The sequence below is a fragment of the Streptomyces sp. NPDC051563 genome, from assembly GCF_044454225.1.
Classification (GTDB): Bacteria; Actinomycetota; Actinomycetes; order Streptomycetales; family Streptomycetaceae; genus Streptomyces.
In genome coordinates, this window is the sequence record NZ_JBITDL010000002.1 from 274,530 (window position 1) to 294,114 (window position 19,585).

Below are 19,585 nucleotides of genomic sequence, written 5' to 3' on the forward strand. Positions count from 1 at the left end.
GCGATCGGCGATTGATCGGGCGGACGCGTCCGGCCCTTGGTACACATGGGTCGGGCGCGTCGTCTGTTACTGATCGGTCACTGTCTGGTTCACGACGATCCGATAACGACTCATGAACGGGCCTTTAACTGACATCTACGCGCGTTACGATCTCGGCGAAACCAGCGCCGGTCGTGGCGCTTCGGTCAGGTTTTGAAGGAGCCTCCCCTTGCGCCGGATCACCAGGATCGCCACCGTGGGCATCGCGTCCGCTGCGCTGGCCCTCTCGGCCACCGCCTGTGGCGGTAAGAAGTCCTCGGACTCGTCGTCCGATTCCTCCTCCTCCGCGGAGAAGTCCGCCGCCATCGCGTACGACATCGGTGGCCGCGGCGACCAGTCGTTCAACGACGCCGCCTACGAGGGCCTGCACAAGGCCGAGACGGACCTCAAGATCAAGGGCGCCCAGGCGGAGCCCACCGACGGCGAGGGCGAGGCCGACAAGGTCCAGCGCCTCACCGAGCTGGCCCGCAAGGGCAACAACCCGGTCATCGGCGTCGGCTTCGCCTACGCGCCGGCCATCAAGAAGGTCGCCGAGAAGTTCCCGAACACCACGTTCGGCATCATCGACGACACCTCGGTGCAGGCGAAGAACATCGCCAACCTGGTCTTCAACGAGGAGCAGGGCTCCTACCTGGCCGGCGTCGCCGCCGCCAAGGCGTCGAAGACCGGCACGGTCGGCTTCATCGGCGGTGTCGAGGTTCCGCTGATCAAGAAGTTCGAGGCGGGCTTCACCCAGGGCGTCAAGGACACCAACCCGAACGCCAAGGTGCTCAGCCAGTACCTGACCCAGCCGCCGAACTTCGACGGCTTCGCCAAGCCCGACCTGGGCAAGGCCGCGGCCGAGGGCCAGCTCGACAAGGGCGCCGACGTGATCTACTCGGCCGCCGGTCTGGCCGGCTCGGGTGCCATCGAGGCCGCCTCCGCCAAGGGCAAGTGGTCCATCGGCGTCGACTCGGACCAGTACAACCAGGCCGGTCTGGCGAAGTACAAGGACTTCATCCTGACCTCGGTCACCAAGGACGTCTCCGACTCGGTCTACAACCTGATCAAGTCGGTCCAGGACGGCAAGCCGGAGACCGGCGAGATCCGCTACGGCCTGGACAAGGACGGCGTCGGCCTGGCCGACTCCAACCCGAAGTACAAGGAGATGACCGACCTCGTCGCCGCGGTCGACAAGGCGAAGGCCGACATCATCGCCAAGAAGATCACGGTCAAGACCGCGCCGTAAGGCGTCGTCCGACCTGCGTCACGCGTGAACCCGGGGTCCGGGCAGCGGTCACCATCGCTCCCGGGCCCCGGCCCGTGTCACGTACCTTCATGTGATCTTGTGGCCGGTTGGCCGCAAGTTTTCACTTTCGACAGTGCTACGCGCGTAGAAGCATCGTGGACGCGATACCGTCCTTCTCCCGCCCGCCGCCCTGCCGTCCCCCGCCCTGCTCCCCTCCCTGCCTTCAGCTCCTTCCGCGCCAAGGAGAGTGCGTCATCAACGCGTCCAGCCCGCCCCCCGCCGTAGAACTGCACGGCATCACCAAGCGCTTCCCCGGCGTCGTCGCCAACAAGGACATCGCGATCACCGTCCGCAAGGGCACGGTCCACGCCCTCGTCGGCGAGAACGGCGCCGGCAAGTCGACGCTGATGAAGATCCTCTACGGCATGCAGAAGCCGGACGAGGGCACCATCGCCATCGACGGGGAGCAGATCTCCTTCAGCAGCCCCGGCGACGCCATCGCCCGCGGCATCGGCATGGTGCACCAGCACTTCATGCTCGCCGACAACCTCACCGTCCTGGAGAACGTGGTTCTCGGCGGCGAGAAGCTCTACGGCATCGGCGCGAAGGCCCGCAAGAAGATCAAGGAGATCTCGGACGCGTACGGCCTCGGCGTGCGCCCCGACGCCCTGGTCGAGGACCTCGGTGTAGCCGACCGCCAGCGCGTGGAGATCCTCAAGGTCCTCTACCGCGGCGCGAAGATCCTCATCCTCGACGAGCCGACCGCGGTCCTCGTGCCCCAGGAGGTCGACGCGCTCTTCGACAACCTGCGCGAGCTCAAGTCCGAGGGCCTGACCGTCATCTTCATCTCGCACAAGCTGGGCGAGGTCCTGAAGGTCGCCGACGACATCACCGTCATCCGGCGCGGCACCACGGTCGGCACCGCCGACCCGCGGACCACCACGCCCAAGCAGCTCGCCGAGCTGATGGTCGGCTCCGAGCTGCCCTCGCCGGAGACCCGCGAGTCCACGGTGACCACCGTCCCGATGCTCCAGGTCGAGCGGCTGACCGTGGCCGAGGGCGGCGTGCCCGTCGTCACGGAGGACACCGCGCGCACGCCGGGCCTGCCGGACGCCAACCTGCGCGAGAGCGCGGTCGCCGGACGCCTGCTGCTCGACGGGATCAGCTTCACGATCCACAAGGGCGAGATCCTCGGCATCGCGGGCGTCGAGGGCAACGGCCAGACCGAGCTGATCGAGGCCCTCATGGGCATGCTGAGCCCCGACGCGGGCGTCATCACCCTCGACGGCAAGGACATCACCAAGTTCCCGGTGCGCAAGCGCCGCGAGGGCGGCATCGGCTACATCCCCGAGGACCGCCACCGGCACGGTCTGCTGCTGGAGTCCTCCCTCTGGGAGAACCGCATCCTCGGCCACGTCACCGAAGCCCCCAACTCCAAGCGCGGCATCATCGACCCGAAGGCCGCCCGCAAGGACACCGAGCGGATCGTGCGCGAGTACGACGTCCGCACGCCCGGCATCGAGGTCACCGCGGCCTCGCTCTCCGGCGGCAACCAGCAGAAGCTGATCGTCGGCCGCGAGATGAGCCACAACCCGAAGTTCCTCATCGCCGCCCACCCCACCCGCGGTGTGGACGTCGGTGCGCAGGCGCAGATCTGGGACGCGATCCGCGAGGCCCGCCGCGAAGGCCTGGCGGTCCTGCTGATCTCCGCCGACCTGGACGAGCTCATCGGCCTGTCCGACACCCTGCGCGTGATCTACCGCGGCCGCCTGGTCGCGGACGCCGACCCCGCGACCGTGACCCCCGAGGAACTCGGCACCGCCATGACGGGCGCCGCATCCGGACACCTCGACGCCACGGACGCCACCGACAACAACTCCGCCGCCGGCACGGATGCCCGTACCGACTCCCCGGAGGACGAGGCCCGATGAAGAAACTCGACAAGGACCGGCTGCTCCTCGGCTTCGCCGGGCCCGCGCTCGCGCTGGTCACCGCCTTCCTGCTGACCATGGTGGTCCTGGCGGCGACGGGTGTGGACCCGATCGATCCGCTGCGGATCATGGTGGAGAACGCGGGCTACGAGGACGTCCAGGTCCTCATCGTCAACCAGGCCGGCACGTACTACCTGGCGGCCCTGGCCGTGGCCATCGGCTTCCGGATGAACCTCTTCAACATCGGCGTCGACGGCCAGTACCGCCTCGCCGCGATGCTGTCGGCGGTCGTCGGCGCCGCGGTCTCGCTGCCCGGCCCGCTGCACATCCTGCTGATCGTGGTCGTCGCCATGCTGGTCGGTGCCTTCTGGGCCGGCATCGCGGGCGTCCTGAAGGCCAAGCGCGGAGTCAGCGAGGTCGTCTCCACGATCATGCTGAACGCGATCGCCACCAGCCTGATCGCCTGGCTGATCCTGCCGAAGAACCTCGGCGTCCAGCCCCAGGGCTCGAACGACCTGACCACCGGCGACATCGCGAAGTCGGGCTGGTTCCCGGCGATCTCCCTCGGTGACGGCCTGGAGATCTACGGCTTCACCTTCCTGGCCTTCGCGCTCGGCATCGTCTACTGGTTCGTGCTGGGCCGCACCCGCTTCGGCTTCGACCTGCGCGCCACCGGCGCCAGCGAGTCCGCCGCGCAGGCCTCCGGCGTGGACGCCAAGAAGATGATCATCACCTCGATGCTCATCTCCGGAGCCGTCGCCGGCCTCGCCGGCATGCCGGTGCTGCTGGGCGAGAGCCACACGTACAGCCTGTCCTTCCCGGTCGGTGTCGGCTTCACCGGCATCACCATCGCGCTGCTCGGCCGCAACCACCCGGTCGGCATCTTCTTCGCCGCGTTCCTGATGGCCTTCATCGACAAGGCCTCGGCCTCGCTCGACACGGCCGGGTACGCGAAGGAGATCGGCACGATCATGAAGGGCCTGATCGTGATCGCGGTCGTCGTCTCCTACGAGCTCGTCCGCCGTTACGGGATCCGACGCCAGCAGCAGAAGGTCGGCGAGGAGCTGGCCGCAGGCCACGCCATCACGACCGAGAAGGAGGTCTCGGCGTGAGCACCAGCACCGTTTCCGCGACCAGCGCCGCGCCCAAGAAGCAGGGCGGACGCACCAAGCTCACCCTCCCGTGGATCATGCTGATCATCGCGGGCGGCCTCGCGCTCGTCTCGCTGGTCCGCGTGATCAGCGGCGCGGACGACCTGACCTCCATCGGCCAGGTCTCCGGGGCGCTCTCCCTCGCCGTGCCGATCGGCCTCGCCGGCCTCGGCGGCCTGTGGGCCGAGCGTGCGGGCGTCGTCAACATCGGCCTCGAAGGCATGATGATCCTCGGCACCTGGTTCGGTGCCTGGGCCGGCTACCAGTGGGGCCCCTGGACCGGCGTCATCGCCGGCCTGATCGGCGGCGCCATCGGCGGCCTGCTGCACGCGATCATCACGGTCACCTTCAACGTGAACCACATCGTCTCCGGTGTGGCCATCAACATCCTTGCGCTGGGCTTCACCCAGTACCTGTCGAACTTCACCTTCGCCGAGGCGGCGGGCGGCTCCTCCAAGCAGTCCCCGCGCGTCGAGCCGATCTACGAGATCACCGTGCCGGGGCTCTCGGACTGGATGGCGAGCCTCCAGGGCAAGCACTGGTTCTTCCTCTCCGACATCGCGGGCGTGATCGGCGGCCTGGTCACCGGCCTGTCGCTGCTGACCGTCGTCGCCCTGCTGCTGATCCCCGGCACCTGGTGGGTGCTGTGGCGCACCACCTTCGGCCTGCGGCTGCGCTCCTGCGGCGAGAACCCCGTCGCCGCCGAATCCCTCGGCGTCAACGTCTACAAGTACAAGTACATCGCCGTGATCGTCTCGGGCGCCCTCGCGGGCCTGGGCGGCGCGTTCCTGTCGATCGTGGCCAGCCCGATCTACCAGGAGGGCCAGACCGGCGGCCGCGGCTACATCGGCCTCGCCGCCATGATCTTCGGCAACTGGATGCCGGGCGGCATGGCGCTGGGCGCCGGCCTCTTCGGCTTCACCGACAGCCTCAAGCTGCGTGGCGGCGCCGAGAACGTCCACGCGATGCTGCTGCTCATCGCGATCCTGCTCGTCCTGGTCGTGGCCTGGCAGCTCTACAAGAAGCGCTACGTCCCGGCCGTGGTCTCGGCGGTCTTCGCCGTGCTGCTGTTCCTCTGGTACGCGCTCACCGACCAGGTGCCCAGCCAGTTCGTGGACGCCGCCCCGTACCTGACCACGCTGCTGGTGCTCGCGCTGTCCGCGCAGCGCCTGCGGATGCCGAAGGCGGACGGCATGCCGTACCGCAAGGGCCAGGGCAAGTGACGGCCGCTCCCGACTGGGAGGCCCTGCGCGAGGCCGCGCGGGAGGCGATGTCGCGGGCGTACGCCCCGTACTCGGGCTTCCCGGTCGGCGTCGCGGCGCTGGTCGACGACGGCCGCACCGTCGTCGGCTGCAACGTGGAGAACGCCAGCTACGGGCTCGGCCTGTGCGCCGAGTGCGGGCTGGTGTCCTCCCTCCAAGCCACGGGCGGCGGCCGCCTGACGCACTTCACGTGCGTCGACGGCAAGGGCGAGATCCTCGTCCCCTGCGGGCGCTGCCGCCAGCTCCTCTTCGAGTTCGGCGGCGCCGAGCTCCAGGTGGAGACGCCGGAGGGCGTCCTGCCGCTCTCCGCGATGCTGCCGCAGGCCTTCGGGCCGGACCACCTGAGATAGCCGCGGCGACGGCCCTCCGCCCCTGCCGGGCGGGGGGCCGCCGTTCTTTCCCCTCATCTCCCTCTCCTCTCTCTATGCGCGTAGAAGGAAGCACTTCCATGGACGTCATCTCCGTCATCCGCACCAAGCGCGACCGCGGTGAACTGAGCCCCGAGCAGATCGACTGGGTCATCGACGCGTACACGCGCGGCGTGGTCGCCGACGAGCAGATGTCGGCGCTGGCGATGGCCATCCTGCTCAACGGCATGAACCGCACCGAGATCGCCCGCTGGACCGCCGCGATGATCGCCAGCGGCGAGCGGATGAACTTCGACTCCCTGTCCCGCCCGACCGCGGACAAGCACTCCACCGGCGGCGTCGGCGACAAGATCACCCTGCCGCTGGCCCCGCTCGTCGCCGCCTGCGGGGCGGCCGTGCCGCAGCTCTCGGGCCGCGGCCTCGGCCACACCGGCGGCACCCTGGACAAGCTGGAATCCATCCCCGGCTGGCGCGCCCTGCTCTCCAACGAGGAGATGCTGCACGTCCTGGACACCACCGGCGCCGTCATCTGCGCCGCCGGCGACGGCCTGGCCCCGGCCGACAAGAAGCTCTACGCGCTGCGCGACGTGACCGGCACCGTCGAGGCGATCCCGCTGATCGCCTCCTCGATCATGTCCAAGAAGATCGCCGAGGGCACCGGCTCCCTCGTCCTGGACGTGAAGGTCGGCACCGGCGCCTTCATGAAGAACATCGAGGACGCCCGCGAGCTGGCCCGCACCATGGTCGGCCTGGGCACGGACAGCGGCGTCAAGACGGTCGCCCTGCTCACCGACATGTCCACCCCGCTCGGCCTCACGGCCGGCAACGCCCTGGAGATCCGGGAGTCGGTCGAGGTCCTGGCGGGCGGCGGCCCCTCGGACGTGGTCGAGCTGACCCTGGCCCTGGCCCGCGAGATGCTGGACGCCGCGGGCATCAAGGACGCCGACCCGGCGAAGGCCCTGGCCGACGGCCGGGCGATGGACGTGTGGCGCCGGATGATCGCGGCCCAGGGCGGCGACCCCGACGCGGCCCTCCCGGTCGCGCGCGAGCAGCACGTGGTCACGGCCCCCTCCTCGGGCGTGCTGACCCGGCTGGACGCGTACGGGGTGGGCGTGGGCGCCTGGCGCCTGGGCGCCGGCCGCGCGCGCAAGGAGGACCCGGTCCAGGCGGGCGCCGGCATCGAGCTGCACGCGAAGCCGGGCGACACGGTGACCGCGGGCCAGCCCCTGATGACCCTGCACACGGACACCCCGGAGAAGTTCGACTACGCCCTGGCGGCGCTGGACGGCACCTTCGACATCGCGGCGGCGGGGACTTCCTTCTCGGCGACGCCGATCGTGCTGGACCGCATCGCGTAGTCCTGCGCGCGCTCCCTCGTACGGCTGAACGGGACCGGTGGACGCCCACCGGTCCCGTTCTGCATGCTGGGACCGGTGACGAAGCGATAGGAGCACTCGCAGCGAAGCTGATGGCCTTCCTGCAGCCGGGCATCCCCAAGGACTGGGGTCTTCACCAGACGCTCGGCGTCATCGTCCCGTCCAAGTCCGGCCTCTACATTCCCGACCTGCTGGTCGCCCCTGACGACGTCGTGAAGGGGCTGCCGTTCATTCCGGCGGGGGCGGCGGAACTCGTAGTCGAGATCACCTCGCCCTACAACGCCAAACACGATCGCGTGGACAAGGTCGTGGGGTACGCCCAGGCCGGTGTGCCGTTCTATCTGCTCATCGACGCGTTCGCACCCCTGGGTCCTACGCTCACACTTCACGGTGAGCCGAGGGGTGACTTGTACCGGGTCCTGCACGTGGCGAAGTTCGGCGAGATCTTCCACCTGCCCGCGCCCTTCGACGTGGACGTCGACACCTCGCTCTTTCCCGTGCCCGACGACTCCTGACCTCGATCGTCGATGAGTTCCGGTGGCCCGGACAGTCATCCCCTCATGGAGATCAGACTCGTCCTGCCCGGCCCCGGACCTGCCGCGCAGGACGCCGGCTCGCTCTGTGCCCGCCTCACCAGTCTTTACGAGGACGGAGCCCCGGCAGTGGAGTGCGACGTCGGCGCCGTCACCACGCCCGACCTCGGTACCGTCGAGGTACTGGCCCGGCTCCGGCTCGCCGCGGCCGGTCGGCCCCTCCGGATCACCGGGGCCAGGCCCCCGCTACGCGCCCTACTGCACCTCGTAGGACTCGTCGAGCTGCTCGGGGAGCCCGAAGAGCGGGAACCACCGGGCGGTGTCGAGGAAGGCGTTCAGGCCGGTGATCTTCCCCCCTGACACCTCCAGCACCTGGAGCGCCCACGGGGTCCACCCCGGCTGCCCGTCCTCCCGCGGCCGGTACTGGCCGAAGGCAGGCATGCCGTTCGCCGTGGTCGGGACCAGCCGCGAGCCCTTGCAGCCGATGCCCTGGTTCAGGTGCCAGGCCGCGATGTCCTCGTGGCCCTGGAGCCACAGGTCGAACGGCGGCATCGACAGCACCGCGTCCTCGTGGAGGAGAGTGGTCAGCCGGGAGATGTCGTACGCCTCGAAGGCGGCGAGGTACTGCTCCAGCAGCTTGACCTGGTCCGCGTCCAGCGGATCCGCGGACTCGCTCTCCCGGACCCGGGTCGCGGACAGCGTCGCGCGGGCCCGCTGCAGCGCGCTGTTCACCGAGGCGACCGTGGTGTCCAGCAGGGTGGCGACCTCGTCGGCCTTCCAGGCCAGCACCTCGCGCAGGATCAGTACGGCCCGCTGCTTGGCCGGCAGGTGCTGGAGCGCGGCGACGAACGCGAGCCGCACGGACTCCTTGGCCAGCGCCATCTCCGCCGGGTCGGCGGTCTGCGGCAGCACCCGGCCTTCCGGCACCGGCTCCAGCCAGGTCACCTCGGGCCGCTCGTTGAGCACGGCGGACGCCTGGTGCTGCGGGGCGCTGAGGTCCATCGGCCGGGCCCGCTTGTTCCCCGCGTTCAGCAGGTCCAGGCAGACGTTGGTGGCGATCCGGTAGAGCCACGACCGCAGGGAGGAGCGGCCCTCGAACTTCGCGTGGCTCCGCCAGGCACGGATGTACGTGTCCTGCACCGCGTCCTCGGCGTCGAAGGCCGAGCCGAGCATGCGGTAGCAGTATCCGGTGAGCTCGACGCGGTAGCGGTCGAGCGCGGCGTCGAGCTCGGGCGCGAGGTCGGTGGCTTCGGTCATGTCCCTTGATCCCCCTGGTAGTTCCCGGTCCTTTGGACGCTACCGGAGGGGTCTGACAACCGCAGCCCGGCACGCGGACTGCTCACGGCGTCGCAGGTCAGGGGCGGTCTCCGGCCGCCGGGCTGCCGAGGGGCAGCTGCGGGCGGGCCGGGAGGGGCCACGACTGCGGCGGGCGGAAATCGCACCAGGTACACCGGGTGGCCCGCCCCGCTCTTGTGCGCCGTGGCAGCTGCGCAGCAGCACCGCGGCCGTACGGCACCCTCAGCGTGCCGCGGGCGCCGCGATCCGGGCCGTGCGGGCCGCGTGGGACCCGTACAGGGTGATCGTGACCACCCCGGCCACCGCGAGCAGCGCGAGGGTGACCGTGGCCGCCCAGCCCGCCGAGTGGTAGGCCAGCGCGCCCAGGGTGCCGCCGGCGCTGGAGCCGACGTAGTACGCCGACTGGTAGAGCGCCGAGGCCTGCGCGCGGCCCGTCTTCGCCGTGCGGCTGACCGCCGCGGAGGCCACCGCGTGGCCCGCGAAGAAGCCCGCCGTGATCAGGACCAGGCCCAGCAGGATCGCGGTGAGCGACTCCGCGAGGGAGAGGAACAGGCCCACCGCCGTCGTGGTCACCGCCAGGTACAGCGCGCCGCGCCGGCCCAGCCGGCCCACGAGCTGCCCGGCCGCCGCCGAGGAGACCGTACCGACCAGGTAGACCAGGAAGATCGAGCCGATGAGGCCCTGCCCGAGCGAGAACGGCTCGTCCACCAGGCGGTAGCCGATGACCGTGTACACCGCCCCGAACACGGTCATGAACAGCGCACCGATCCCGTACAGCCGCAGCAGCAGCGGATCGTGCAGGTGCGCGGAGACGGTACGCCCCACCGCGCGCGGGTTCAGCGAGGCCGGCCGGAAGAACCGGGCCCGGGGCAGGAGGACCAGGAACGCCGCCGCGCAGGCCAGCGACATCAGGCCGACGGTCAGCAGCCCGCCGCGCCAGCCCCAGGCCTGGGCCGCCCAGCCGGTGACGAGGCGGCCGCTCATGCCGCCGATGGAGTTGCCCGCCACGAACAGGCCGATCGCGGCGACCAGCGCCTTCGGCTTCACCTCTTCCGCCAGGTACGCCATCGCGGAGGCCGGGATGCCGGCGATCGCCGCGCCCTGGACGGCGCGCAGCGCGATCAGCCACTCCAGGTTCGGGGCGAAGGGCACCAGGAGGCCGACGCCGACCGCGATCACCATCGAGCAGGTCATCATGCGGGTCCGGCCGAACCGCTCCGAGAGCGCGCTCAGCGGCAGGACGAACAGGGCGAGCGCGCCGGTGGCCGCGGAGACCGTCCAGCTGGCCTGACCCGCCGTCACGCCGAACCCGTCGGAGATCGCGGGCAGCAGCGCCTGGGTGGAGTAGAGGAGGGCGAAGGTGGCGAGACCGGCGGCGAAGAGCGCGAGGCTGAGGCGGCGGTAGCCGGGGCGGCCGGGCTCGTGCGCCTCGGGTGCCGAGGCGGGGAACGACGGGGTGGAGGCACCCGGGATGACGGGTGCCCCGGTATGAGCGGGAGGCATGCGTACGACGGTAGGCCCGTCCTTTTCATGCGTCCAATGCACGGATTCGCGATAATCAATCCATCCACGCATCAGTGCAGGCCAGATGGGTACCTATCGATGAGTCGTTACGAAGAAGACATGGCCGTGACACAGGCGCTGGCCCCGCGCCTCGCCTACTTCGCCGCCGTCGCCCGGCACGAGCACGTCACCCGCGCCGCCCAGGAGCTGGGCGTCCCGCAGTCCACCCTGTCGCGGGCCATGGTCCGCCTCGAACAGGACCTGGGCGTCACGCTGTTCGCCCGCAAGGGCCGTACGGTCGCGCTCACCACCGCGGGCCGCACCTTCCTCGCCTCGGCGGAACGCTCACTGGCCGAGATCGCCCGCGCCGCCGGTTCCGTGCAGCAGGACGCCGACCCGTCCTTCGGCAAGGTCGCCTTCGGCTTCCTGCACACCCTGGGATCCGAGACCGTGCCCGGCCTGATCCGGGCCTTCCGGGCCGACCACCCCGGCGTGCGCTTCTCCCTGGTCCAGAACTACGGGGAGGCCATGCTGGAGAAGCTGCGCGCCGGCGAGCTCGACCTCTGCCTGACCTCGCCGCTGCCCGACGCCCCCGACCTGGTGGCCCGCCGGCTCGACGAGCAGCGGCTGCGCCTGGTGGTCCCCGACGACCACCGGCTCGCCACGCGCAAGCGGATCCGCCTCGCGGAGGCCGCCGAGGAAACCTTCGTCACCCTGGAGCCCGGCTACGGGCTGCGCCGCATCACCGACGACCTGTGCGCGGAAGCCGGGTTCACGCCCCGGGTCGCCTTCGAGGGCGAGGAGGCGGAGACCCTGCGCGGGCTGGTCGCCGCCGGTCTCGGCGTGGCGCTGCTGCCGCCGCCGGCGGTGGCCCGGCCCGGGGTCGTCGAGCTGACGGTCACCGCCCCGCGCGCGGTCCGCGAGATCGGGGTGGCCTGGCGCGACGGGCACCCGGACACCCCGCCGGTCGCGGAGTTCAAACGGTTCCTGCTGTCCCGGCGGGGCCGGCTGATTCCGGAGCTCCAGCCGGAGGGTGCGTGAGCGGGGCCGCGGAGGAGACGGCGGAGGCCGCCGTGGCCGCCGACAGCAGGAACCCGGCCTGGAACCGGGACTTGGCCCCCACCGCCCGCATGATCTCGGCGATGTGGCGCTGGCAGGTCCGCTCCGACATGCCCAGGCGCCGGGCGATGACCTTGTCCTCCAGTCCCTCCGCCAGGAGCCGCACGATGGTCTGACGGAGCTCGTCCGAGATCGAACGGGCCTGGTCCGGCCCGACGGTGGTGCTGAAGGCCTCGGCCTCCGCCCAGGTGCGCTCGAAGGTCTGCAGCATGAAGTGGACGACGTTGGGCTCGCGGACCACCAGCGCCGCCTTGGTGTCATCCTGCACCTCCATCAGTCCGGTGTGCCGGTCGACGATGATCATCCGCATCAGCCCGTCGCCGACGGTACGGACCTGCGAGCCGAGCGCGGCCACCCGCTCCACGTAGGCGGCCGTCGGGCGGGAGTAGCGGGCGGTGTGCTGGTAGAGGGTGCGCATCCGCACCCCCCGGGCGAGCATCGCCTCGTCCCGGTTCACCGCCCCCTCCAGGGTGGCCGTGCTGCGCCCGCCGCCGGGGTGGCAGGTCAGCACCTCGGACCCGGCCGAGGCGACGAGCTCCCCGATCAGGTCCTGCAGTGCCACCGGGTCGGTGACCAGCTCCAGGGCGTTCGCCCCGCCCCGGTCGCGCAGGTCGGTGCCCGCCTCGTACGCGGGGAGCAGCTCCTCCAGCCGGACGCGCAGCCGGTCCATCTCGTCGTGCGTCTCGCGCACCCGCAGCGCCAGCGGGGCCAGCGTCCGGGCCACCGCGGCCCGCGGGGACACGGCGCTCCAGCACACCCGCGCAGGCCCGTCGGGGCAGTCGGCGGGGGCGGCGGTCGCCGTGGCCGCGGTCGCGGCTGTGCCCGTGCCTGTGCTCGTGCCCGCGCCCGTGCCCGCGGCCGGACGGGAGCGGGGCTGGATCAGGTGGGCCGCCGCGAGTTCGGCGAGGGCGGCCCCGACGGACTCGCCGAGCGCCTCGCCGGCCTCCGCCTCGGAAAAGGCGTGCCGCTCGGCCGCGAAGGCGTAGAGACGCCGGGCCACGGAGCTCAGTTGGTCCGTTTCATCCGATGGCATGTACATATTCGTCCCGGACTGTGCCGATGTGTAAACCCCTCGTGTTCCCGCAAGGCATCAAGACGATGCCCTCCGATCTTCGTGAGGATAGGCCGAACCGGCACAGTGGTACCACGGCGTTCTCGGGGGAGGGCGCGGGCATCCTGAGTCCGCGCTTCGCCGTCCTGGCAACGCGCCCTCGCGCGGGCGTGTGCCTCAAGGTGGTCGCGCCGGGCCCGCCCGTGTCATCCGACCGGGAGGGGACGGCGCGGCCGGCGCGTGCGGCCCCGCGCGACCACCGACGCCCTCAGCCGCGCAGGGACCGTCCGTAGCCGGAGGCCAGCGGCATCCGCAGGCCCAGCGGCGGGGGAGCCGCCAGTGCGTCGGTGACCGGTCGCGAGTACGGCCCCGAGAACACGGAACCCAGGACGAAGTCCACGGAGAGCGCCACGACTTCGCTCTGGTGCTCGCGCAGTCCGTGCCCGTCGGAGTGCACCTCGAAGCGGCAGGTCGTGCGGTTCGCCTTCTTCGCCCGGGTGGCCAGCCGGTAGGACAACTCCGGGTCGCTGCGGGCGTCGTTGGTGCCGTGCACGATCAGGACCCGGCGGCCCGAGAGCTGCTTCACCGGTTCGGGGGAGTCGGTGTCCGACTGCCGGGGGAGCGAAGGGGCCAGCGCCAGAACGGAGTTGACGGCCCCGTGGCCCGCCGCGGCGAGCGCCGCCCGGCCGCCCGCGTCGTAGCCGGCCAGGCACACCGGTACGTCCCCGTACAGCCGGACCACCTCGTCCGCGGCCCACTCGGCGTCCCCTTCCCGGGTCCCCGCGCCGTGGATGACCTGGTGCGTGACCAGCCCGTCCGCCGCACCCGCGCGGGCCAGGGCCCGCGCCAGCGGACGCACCGGACCGGGGGACAATCTGGACGCTCCGGGGAGAAGGAGCACCACACCACTGACCGTTGAGACCGAGCCGGTCGCGCCGGCCGCCCGCCCCAGGCGGGCCCCGCGCGCCGGGGGCGCATGCTGTGCCATGACGGAACAGTCTCAGACGCGGAGGTGTACGCCACCCGTCCGCGCGGTCACTGTTACATATCGGCAGCGTCCACCGCCTCACCGCTCTACGCGCGTAGGAGCTAGAGTGCCCAGATGACGAGCGAGACCCTCAACCTGCCCACCCCGGATCAGATCCGCCGCTCCCCGAAGGTGCTCCTGCACGACCACCTCGACGGTGGCCTGCGCCCCGGGACCATCATCGAGCTGGCCCGCGAGGTCGGCTACGAGAACCTTCCCGAGAGCGACGCCGACAAGCTCGGCATCTGGTTCCGGGAAGCCGCCGACTCCGGCTCCCTCCCGCGTTACCTGGAGACGTTCGCCCACACCTGCGCGGTCATGCAGACGAAGGCGGCCCTCTTCCGGGTGGCCGCCGAGTGCGCCGAGGACCTCGCCGAGGACGGCGTCGTCTACGCGGAGATCCGCTACGCGCCCGAGCAGCACCTGGAAGCCGGCCTGACCCTCGAAGAGGTCGTCGAGACGGTCAACGAGGGCTTCCGCGAGGGCGAGCGCCGCGCGAAGGCCAACGGCCACCGGATCCGCGTCGGTGCGCTGCTGACCGCGATGCGGCACGCGGCCCGCGCGCTGGAGATCGCGGAACTGGCGAACCGCTACCGCGACAACGGCGTCGTCGGCTTCGACATCGCCGGCGCCGAGGCCGGGTTCCCTCCCACCCGCCACCTCGACGCCTTCGAGTACCTCAAGCGCGAGAACAACCACTTCACGATCCACGCGGGCGAGGCCTTCGGCCTGCCGTCGATCTGGCAGGCCCTGCAGTGGTGCGGCGCCGACCGGCTCGGCCATGGCGTGAAGATCATCGATGACATCGAGGTCGCCGCCGACGGTTCCGTGACGCTGGGCCGCCTGGCCTCCTACGTCCGGGACAAGCGGATCCCGCTGGAGATGTGCCCGACGTCGAACCTGCAGACGGGCGCGGCGGTCTCCTACGCCGAGCACCCGATCGGCCTGCTGCGGAAACTGCACTTCAGGCTGACCGTCAATACCGACAACCGGCTGATGAGCGGCACCAGCATGAGCCGCGAGTTCGAGCACCTGGTCGACACCTTCGGGTACTCGCTCGACGACATGCAGTGGTTCACGGTCAATGCGATGAAGTCCGCGTTCATTCCTTTCGATGAACGACTGGCGATGATCAACGACGTGATCAAGCCCGGTTATGCGGAGCTGAAGTCGGAATGGCTGTTCCGTCAAACCGCTTCCACCAGCGGTTCTGTCTCGGCCTAGGCCATGGCATGACGGACTGAAAGCGCCCGGGAGGAGCAATTCCCGGGCGCTTTCTCGTATTTAATGATGTTTGCGGGAGGGGGTTTGAAGTGACTAGTTTGCGGAGCCGCTCATTTCCCCGTCGCAAGGACGATTCTTCATGAAGCAGTCAGCTGCCAAGACCCTCGGTGTTGCCGCTCTCGGTGCCGCCTTCGCCGCCGTCGCCGCCGGAACCGCCTCGGCCGCCGTCCCCGCCGTCGGTCTCGGTGACGCACTGGGCACCGTCACGGGCGCCGTCCAGGGCGCGACCAGCCAGCAGCACGTGAGCCCCGAAGACGGCCAGCAGGCCCCCGAGGCGTCCGACCCGGCCGCCGCGCTCGGCACGGTCACCGGCCTGCTCGGCGGCCTGCCGACCAACAACCTCGGCGCCTGATCCACTCCGGATCCCCTGCCGGATTCGTACGCGACTCGTACGCGACCCGTACGTGATTCGTACGCATGCCCACGCGGCGCACGCCTCTTCGAGCAGGTGTGTGCCGCGTCGCGGCATGTGCCAGGATCACCGCCAACTGCCCGCCAAAACCCTGGGTATGAGGTTCGATCATGCGCATGAAGGCACGAACGGCCACGGCCGTGCTGCTCCCCGCCCTGCTGTCCGCGATGGTGGGCTGCGGCAGCACGAACACCCCCGCCTCCGCCAAGGATCCGGACCCGAAGGGCTCCGCGAGCGCACCCGGGCAGCCCGCGACGGCGGGCTCGGCCGGCGCGTCCGGCCCGGCGGGTTCCCCCGGCTCCGCGGGCACCGGCGGAGCCGGTGACACGGGCGGCACGACCGGCCCCGGCCGGGCCTCCAGCCGACTGGAGCGCTCCGCCCTGCAGCAGGGCGACCTGGCGGGCTACCAGATCTCCGCGAACGGCAAGAACCCGAACGCCCCCGACGGCCAGCCGCAGGCGGACCGCAAGGCCTGCCAGCCGCTCGCCGACATCATGGGCGACAAGCCCGACCCGGCGGCGCGCGAGACCGTCAACCGGGGCATCGGCTCGCAGAAGCAGCTGGGCCTGGCCGTCTCCGCCTCGGTCAGCTCCTACGCCGAATCCGACGCCAAGACGCTGATCGCCCGGCTGAAGGACGCCGTGGCCGCCTGCGCGGGCGGCTTCACCGCCACCGTCGAGAAGCAGAGCGGCACCTACCGCGACGTGAAGGCGGCCGACTACCGGACGGGCGGCGACGAGAGCGTCAGCTGGACCACGACCGCGGCCGCCGAGGGGGTCACCGCCCAGGTCCACCTCATCGTCGTACGCCAGGGCGACACCGTCATGCGCCTCATGGCACTCAACGTCACGGGCGGCCACCAGACCCCCCAGGTTCCGCACGAGGTCGCGGACAAGCAGCTCCAGAAGGTCCGCGCCGCGCGCTGAATTCCCGCTCCGGCCGCTTACCAGCCGGTGGCGGCGGAAGCCGTGCCCGACTTCTCGTTCGGCAGGAGCACCCACAGCGCCAGGTACAGCAGGAACTGCGGGCCGGGCAGCAGGCACGAGACGACGAAGATGATCCGCATGGTGTTCGCGGATATTCCGAAGCGGCGCGCCAGACCGGCACAGACTCCGCCGATCCATCGTCCGTCACGGGGGCGGGCAAGGGCGCTCATGGTCTCTCCTCGGTCGTTGTGCGGTCCGCGGGACGCTTTCCCGCGATGCCTCAATACTCCCGCTGAACAGAGGACAGAACGTCGGTCCAAGGGCCGAGCCCGACCCTGGTAATTCTCGGGGTCGGGCCCTGAGAACGCCTCAGCCGGGCCCTCAGGGCCGGGACGACGGCCAGGTGCGCGAGCATCACGCCGAGGGTGCTCAGCAGCACCGAATCCACGTCGACCACCTGCCCCGGTACCGCGGTCTGGAGCATCTCGATGCCGACCGCGACCAGCGCGCCCGCGGCCGCCGTCCGGGCCAGCGAGGACCAGGTCGCCAGCGGCGACAGCTCCACACGGCCGCTGAGAAGCGGCAGCAGCACCCCGAGCGGGGCCAGCATCGCCAACCCGCCGCCGATCCGGCGGGCGGCCTCGAGAGGCCCGTGGGAGAGGTCCTCCCTGATCCCCTCGAGCGGGCTCAGATTGGCGGCCGCCGCCCAGGGCACGTCCAGCGGGCGCAGCATCAGCCAGCCGACGAGGAGGAGGTGGGCGCCCAGCAGGACCCCGGCGAGAAGCCGGATCCACAGCTGTACGGCGGCGCTGCCGCTGCCCTTCACACGCTTGTCCTTGAGACGGTGCACGCCAGTGGAGACGCGGGTTCCGGCCCCGGCGGTTCCGGGGAAACCGCCGGTCAGCCCGTGGCGAGCAGCACAATCAGGATCAGCGCGCCGACCACGGCGGGGGCGATGATCTCGTACGACCAGGAGACCTTCACCGGGCCCTGGGCACCGGCCCGCGAGGCGCCGCGCTCGTGCAGTTCGCGCAGTTCGTCCACGGTCTGGTCGGCGGCCGCGCGGCGGACCTCCTCGTCCGGGGTCCTGCCCTGGCCGTTGTTCATGCCGAGCCGGCCCGCCTGCCGCCGGTTGGCCTTCTTGCGCTCCCGCAGGGAGACCGGGATGGACCACAGCTGGTACGTCGCCCCCCCGGCCAGCACCTCGGCGGAGAACCGGGCCCGGACGGTGTCGACGGCGCCCCAGGGGAGCTCGATGGTCCGGAAGGGGTTGCGCACGCGCAGCCGGTCGGCGCTCGCGAACACGGCCGGACGGACCGTGAACGCGACGATGACCGGGACCACGCACAGCGCCACGGCGAGGGCGATCCACGGGACGTTCCCGGAACCCCGCACCACGGAGTCCCCGCACAGCCAGGCGAGTAGCGCGAGCAGCACCACCCCGGTGACGGTGGCCATCGGGGAGCGGTAGACCCGGTCTTCGTACGCCGGCTCTTCGGTGGGCTGATCGCTGCTCATGCGGCCGATTGTGCCTCAAGCCGTCTCACCCCACGAGATCGGCGTACAGGATGATGTTGTCGGGACGGTGACCGTCGGTGATGTCACCGCCGCAGGTGATCACGCGCAGCTCGGGGCGCGGGGTGTCCCCGTAGACCTTCGCGGTGGGGAAGTGCTTCTTGTCCACCTGCTCCAGCTCGCGCACCCGGAAGACCGCTTCGGTGCCGTCCGCCCTGCTCACCCGGATCTCGTCGCCGGTGTGGACCCGCGAGACGTTGCGCAGGACGGCCGGGCCGCGCGCGGTGTCGAAGTGGCCGATCAGCACCGCCGGGCCGGTCTCACCGGGGGTGACCCCCTTGGTGTACCAGCCGATCTTGTCCCCGTCCGCCACGGAGGGCACCTGGACGGAGCCGTCGGAGGCCAGCCCGAGCTCCAGCACCGGCGAGGCGTCCACCCCGGCCGAGGCGATCCGTACGCGGACCGGCGCCGAGGCGGGCAGGGCGGCGGCGGGCGCGGCCGGGGCCGACGGGGCGGGCGCGGGAGCGGCCGAGGTCTCGGCGACGTGCGGCGGCGGAGTGGCGGCCGGTGCGGCGCCGCCGCACCCGGTCAGGGCGGCCAGCGCCAGCGGGCCGAGCAGGGCGGCGGCGAGCAGCGTGCGCCGGCGGGACGGGCGGTGATCCATGGGGTCGGCTCCGGGGAACGGCCCGCGGCGGGCCACCGCGGGGCGGCCCGCCGGAAGCGGGAACGAGTGGTTCGGGGAAGGGTGGTTCAGCCGTGGGTGCGGGCCTTGCGGGCGCGGACCGCGAAGGTGGTGCCGAGCCCCGCGAGGATCGCGAGGAGGCCGGCGCCGGCGGCCGCGGTGATGGTGTCGTCGGTGTCCGTGGCAGCGGCCTGCGCGGTCCCGGCGGCCGCGCCGGGTGCGTCGAGGTCGGCGCCCGCGGCGACGGGCCCCTGGGGAACGACGGCGGTCTGCGGCCTGGCGACGACGGCGGGCTGCGCGGCAGCCTGCTCCGCGGGCCTGGCGGCCGGCTTGGCGGAGGACTTCGCCGCGGGCCCGGCGGCCGGCTTGGCGGCCCGCTCGGCCTCGGGCATCTGCCGGAAGGTCGAGGCACCCTCGCCGAGTACGCGGACGTCGAAGCCCTCACCGTGGTCGGTGAGCCTGTACCGGACCCCGTCGAGTACGGCGAGGGGGTGGGTGAGGTCGAGCTTGGCGAGGACGCGGCCGGCCCAGCCGTCGCCGGGCTTCCAGTCGGGGGAGACGGCGCGGATCCAGACCTCGGGGCCCTCGGACTTGTTGCGCAGCACCGCGATCCTGCCCTTGCCCAGGTCGACGATCTCGCCGTCGTAGCGGTCGTTGCCGGAGGGGTCCGCCGATACCGCGGCAGCCACGGCCGTCACCGGGGCCGCGGCCCGGGCGGGCGTGGCAAGGGCCGTCGCGGCGGGCGCGAGGAGCGCTCCGGCGAGGGCGGCGGTGACGATCGAGGTACGGAGGGCGGTACGCATAACGACTCCTGCGAGCATTGTCCGGGATCGGGTGGAGAGCCGCATGCCGCGGTGTCGCTGCCGGGGTTTCGGCCGGCCA

Annotated in this window: 21 protein-coding genes; 12 read left to right on the forward strand and 9 right to left on the reverse strand. The window is 71.4% G+C overall.

All coding sequences use genetic code 11. From position 1 onward, the window contains the following. The first annotated feature begins 208 nt into the window (after window positions 1-208). From ACIA8F_RS03460 to ACIA8F_RS03495, 8 genes are all read left to right on the forward strand, one after another. Window positions 209-1,267, forward strand: coding sequence for a BMP family protein (locus ACIA8F_RS03460; RefSeq protein ID WP_399376466.1), 1,059 nt, complete (start codon window positions 209-211; stop codon window positions 1,265-1,267). Window positions 1,268-1,554: 287 nt separating this feature from the next. Next, complete coding sequence (locus tag ACIA8F_RS03465; RefSeq protein ID WP_399376635.1) at window positions 1,555-3,198, forward strand: ABC transporter ATP-binding protein; 1,644 nt, start codon at window positions 1,555-1,557, stop codon at window positions 3,196-3,198. Next, window positions 3,195-4,310, forward strand: a complete 1,116-nt coding sequence (locus ACIA8F_RS03470) for an ABC transporter permease (RefSeq protein ID WP_399376467.1) — start codon at window positions 3,195-3,197, stop codon at window positions 4,308-4,310. Before ACIA8F_RS03465 ends, ACIA8F_RS03470 begins: the two co-directional genes overlap by 4 nt. Next, the gene (locus tag ACIA8F_RS03475) at window positions 4,307-5,572 is read left to right on the forward strand and encodes an ABC transporter permease (protein WP_399376468.1); all 1,266 of its coding nucleotides are present in this window, start codon (window positions 4,307-4,309) and stop codon (window positions 5,570-5,572) included. Before ACIA8F_RS03470 ends, ACIA8F_RS03475 begins: the two co-directional genes overlap by 4 nt. Then, the gene (locus ACIA8F_RS03480; protein ID WP_243333749.1) at window positions 5,569-5,961 is read left to right on the forward strand and encodes a cytidine deaminase; all 393 of its coding nucleotides are present in this window, start codon (window positions 5,569-5,571) and stop codon (window positions 5,959-5,961) included. The genes ACIA8F_RS03475 and ACIA8F_RS03480 overlap by 4 nt, the downstream gene beginning before the upstream one ends. A gap of 98 nt (window positions 5,962-6,059) precedes the next feature. Further along, window positions 6,060-7,337 carry a thymidine phosphorylase gene (locus ACIA8F_RS03485; protein WP_399376470.1) on the forward strand — a complete coding sequence of 426 codons (1,278 nt, stop codon included), beginning with the start codon at window positions 6,060-6,062 and terminating at the stop codon, window positions 7,335-7,337. 86 nt (window positions 7,338-7,423) lie between these two features. Beyond that, window positions 7,424-7,870, forward strand: a complete 447-nt coding sequence (locus ACIA8F_RS03490; protein WP_399376637.1) for a Uma2 family endonuclease — start codon at window positions 7,424-7,426, stop codon at window positions 7,868-7,870. Between the two features lie 45 nt (window positions 7,871-7,915). Next, the gene (locus tag ACIA8F_RS03495) at window positions 7,916-8,248 is read left to right on the forward strand and encodes an STAS domain-containing protein (protein WP_399376471.1); all 333 of its coding nucleotides are present in this window, start codon (window positions 7,916-7,918) and stop codon (window positions 8,246-8,248) included. Here the strand turns inward: ACIA8F_RS03495 and ACIA8F_RS03500 are convergent. After that, a complete protein-coding gene (locus ACIA8F_RS03500) occupies window positions 8,144-9,145 on the reverse strand; it encodes a sigma-70 family RNA polymerase sigma factor (protein ID WP_399376472.1) in 1,002 nt (333 codons plus the stop codon). The genes ACIA8F_RS03495 and ACIA8F_RS03500 overlap by 105 nt on opposite strands. A 261-nt stretch (window positions 9,146-9,406) precedes the next feature. Continuing rightward, on the reverse strand, window positions 9,407-10,687 hold the full coding sequence (locus tag ACIA8F_RS03505; RefSeq protein WP_399376473.1) for an MFS transporter: 1,281 nt from the start codon (window positions 10,685-10,687) through the stop codon (window positions 9,407-9,409). Window positions 10,688-10,786: 99 nt separating this feature from the next. Between ACIA8F_RS03505 and ACIA8F_RS03510 the strand changes: the two genes are divergently transcribed. Continuing rightward, complete coding sequence (locus tag ACIA8F_RS03510; RefSeq protein ID WP_399376474.1) at window positions 10,787-11,728, forward strand: LysR family transcriptional regulator; 942 nt, start codon at window positions 10,787-10,789, stop codon at window positions 11,726-11,728. On the opposite strand, the gene ACIA8F_RS03515 is transcribed toward ACIA8F_RS03510, so the two are convergent. Then, window positions 11,664-12,839, reverse strand: coding sequence for a LuxR C-terminal-related transcriptional regulator (locus ACIA8F_RS03515; protein WP_399376475.1), 1,176 nt, complete (start codon window positions 12,837-12,839; stop codon window positions 11,664-11,666). The genes ACIA8F_RS03510 and ACIA8F_RS03515 overlap by 65 nt on opposite strands. 286 nt (window positions 12,840-13,125) lie before the next feature. Next, the gene (locus ACIA8F_RS03520; RefSeq protein WP_399376476.1) at window positions 13,126-13,845 is read right to left on the reverse strand and encodes an alpha/beta hydrolase; all 720 of its coding nucleotides are present in this window, start codon (window positions 13,843-13,845) and stop codon (window positions 13,126-13,128) included. Window positions 13,846-13,959: 114 nt separating this feature from the next. Here ACIA8F_RS03520 and ACIA8F_RS03525 point away from each other — a divergent pair, with 114 nt between their 5' ends. The 3 genes from ACIA8F_RS03525 to ACIA8F_RS03535 all read left to right on the forward strand — a co-directional run bounded on the left by ACIA8F_RS03525 (window position 13,960) and on the right by ACIA8F_RS03535 (window position 16,506). Continuing rightward, the gene (locus ACIA8F_RS03525; RefSeq protein WP_399376477.1) at window positions 13,960-15,108 is read left to right on the forward strand and encodes an adenosine deaminase; all 1,149 of its coding nucleotides are present in this window, start codon (window positions 13,960-13,962) and stop codon (window positions 15,106-15,108) included. A 139-nt stretch (window positions 15,109-15,247) separates the two neighbouring features. Continuing rightward, window positions 15,248-15,520 carry a hypothetical protein gene (locus tag ACIA8F_RS03530; RefSeq protein WP_399376478.1) on the forward strand — a complete coding sequence of 91 codons (273 nt, stop codon included), beginning with the start codon at window positions 15,248-15,250 and terminating at the stop codon, window positions 15,518-15,520. 176 nt (window positions 15,521-15,696) lie between these two features. Next, window positions 15,697-16,506 (forward strand): sensor domain-containing protein, encoded by an 810-nt coding sequence (locus ACIA8F_RS03535; protein ID WP_399376479.1) that lies wholly within the window; start codon window positions 15,697-15,699, stop codon window positions 16,504-16,506. Between the two features lie 17 nt (window positions 16,507-16,523). Here ACIA8F_RS03535 and ACIA8F_RS03540 read toward each other — a convergent pair whose 3' ends face one another. The 5 genes from ACIA8F_RS03540 to ACIA8F_RS03560 form a co-directional block, all read right to left on the reverse strand. Continuing rightward, window positions 16,524-16,736, reverse strand: a complete 213-nt coding sequence (locus tag ACIA8F_RS03540) for a PspC domain-containing protein (protein WP_250746180.1) — start codon at window positions 16,734-16,736, stop codon at window positions 16,524-16,526. Window positions 16,737-16,786: 50 nt separating this feature from the next. Then, a complete protein-coding gene (locus ACIA8F_RS03545; protein ID WP_399376480.1) occupies window positions 16,787-17,332 on the reverse strand; it encodes a VanZ family protein in 546 nt (181 codons plus the stop codon). A gap of 74 nt (window positions 17,333-17,406) precedes the next feature. Next, complete coding sequence (locus ACIA8F_RS03550) at window positions 17,407-18,024, reverse strand: PH domain-containing protein (protein ID WP_399376481.1); 618 nt, start codon at window positions 18,022-18,024, stop codon at window positions 17,407-17,409. 25 nt (window positions 18,025-18,049) lie between these two features. Continuing rightward, the gene (locus tag ACIA8F_RS03555) at window positions 18,050-18,685 is read right to left on the reverse strand and encodes a class F sortase (protein ID WP_399376482.1); all 636 of its coding nucleotides are present in this window, start codon (window positions 18,683-18,685) and stop codon (window positions 18,050-18,052) included. A gap of 86 nt (window positions 18,686-18,771) precedes the next feature. After that, window positions 18,772-19,506 (reverse strand): hypothetical protein, encoded by a 735-nt coding sequence (locus ACIA8F_RS03560; RefSeq protein WP_399376484.1) that lies wholly within the window; start codon window positions 19,504-19,506, stop codon window positions 18,772-18,774. Between the last annotated feature and the right edge of the window lie 79 nt (window positions 19,507-19,585).

What these genes read in the sequence shown, in the direction of transcription:
- ACIA8F_RS03470 (WP_399376467.1), top strand. Translation starts at nt 3,195, where the DNA reads ATGAAGAAACTCGACAAGGACCGGCTGCTCCTCGGCTTCGCCGGGCCC.
- ACIA8F_RS03485 (WP_399376470.1), top strand. Translation starts at nt 6,060, where the DNA reads ATGGACGTCATCTCCGTCATCCGCACCAAGCGCGACCGCGGTGAACTG.
- ACIA8F_RS03495 (WP_399376471.1), top strand. Translation starts at nt 7,916, where the DNA reads ATGGAGATCAGACTCGTCCTGCCCGGCCCCGGACCTGCCGCGCAGGAC.
- ACIA8F_RS03500 (WP_399376472.1), bottom strand. Translation starts at nt 9,145, where the DNA reads ATGACCGAAGCCACCGACCTCGCGCCCGAGCTCGACGCCGCGCTCGAC.
- ACIA8F_RS03505 (WP_399376473.1), bottom strand. Translation starts at nt 10,687, where the DNA reads ATGCCTCCCGCTCATACCGGGGCACCCGTCATCCCGGGTGCCTCCACC.
- ACIA8F_RS03510 (WP_399376474.1), top strand. Translation starts at nt 10,787, where the DNA reads ATGAGTCGTTACGAAGAAGACATGGCCGTGACACAGGCGCTGGCCCCG.
- ACIA8F_RS03515 (WP_399376475.1), bottom strand. Translation starts at nt 12,839, where the DNA reads ATGCCATCGGATGAAACGGACCAACTGAGCTCCGTGGCCCGGCGTCTC.
- ACIA8F_RS03520 (WP_399376476.1), bottom strand. Translation starts at nt 13,845, where the DNA reads ATGGCACAGCATGCGCCCCCGGCGCGCGGGGCCCGCCTGGGGCGGGCG.
- ACIA8F_RS03525 (WP_399376477.1), top strand. Translation starts at nt 13,960, where the DNA reads ATGACGAGCGAGACCCTCAACCTGCCCACCCCGGATCAGATCCGCCGC.
- ACIA8F_RS03530 (WP_399376478.1), top strand. Translation starts at nt 15,248, where the DNA reads ATGAAGCAGTCAGCTGCCAAGACCCTCGGTGTTGCCGCTCTCGGTGCC.
- ACIA8F_RS03535 (WP_399376479.1), top strand. Translation starts at nt 15,697, where the DNA reads ATGAAGGCACGAACGGCCACGGCCGTGCTGCTCCCCGCCCTGCTGTCC.
- ACIA8F_RS03540 (WP_250746180.1), bottom strand. Translation starts at nt 16,736, where the DNA reads ATGAGCGCCCTTGCCCGCCCCCGTGACGGACGATGGATCGGCGGAGTC.
- ACIA8F_RS03550 (WP_399376481.1), bottom strand. Translation starts at nt 18,024, where the DNA reads ATGAGCAGCGATCAGCCCACCGAAGAGCCGGCGTACGAAGACCGGGTC.
- ACIA8F_RS03555 (WP_399376482.1), bottom strand. Translation starts at nt 18,685, where the DNA reads ATGGATCACCGCCCGTCCCGCCGGCGCACGCTGCTCGCCGCCGCCCTG.
- ACIA8F_RS03560 (WP_399376484.1), bottom strand. Translation starts at nt 19,506, where the DNA reads ATGCGTACCGCCCTCCGTACCTCGATCGTCACCGCCGCCCTCGCCGGA.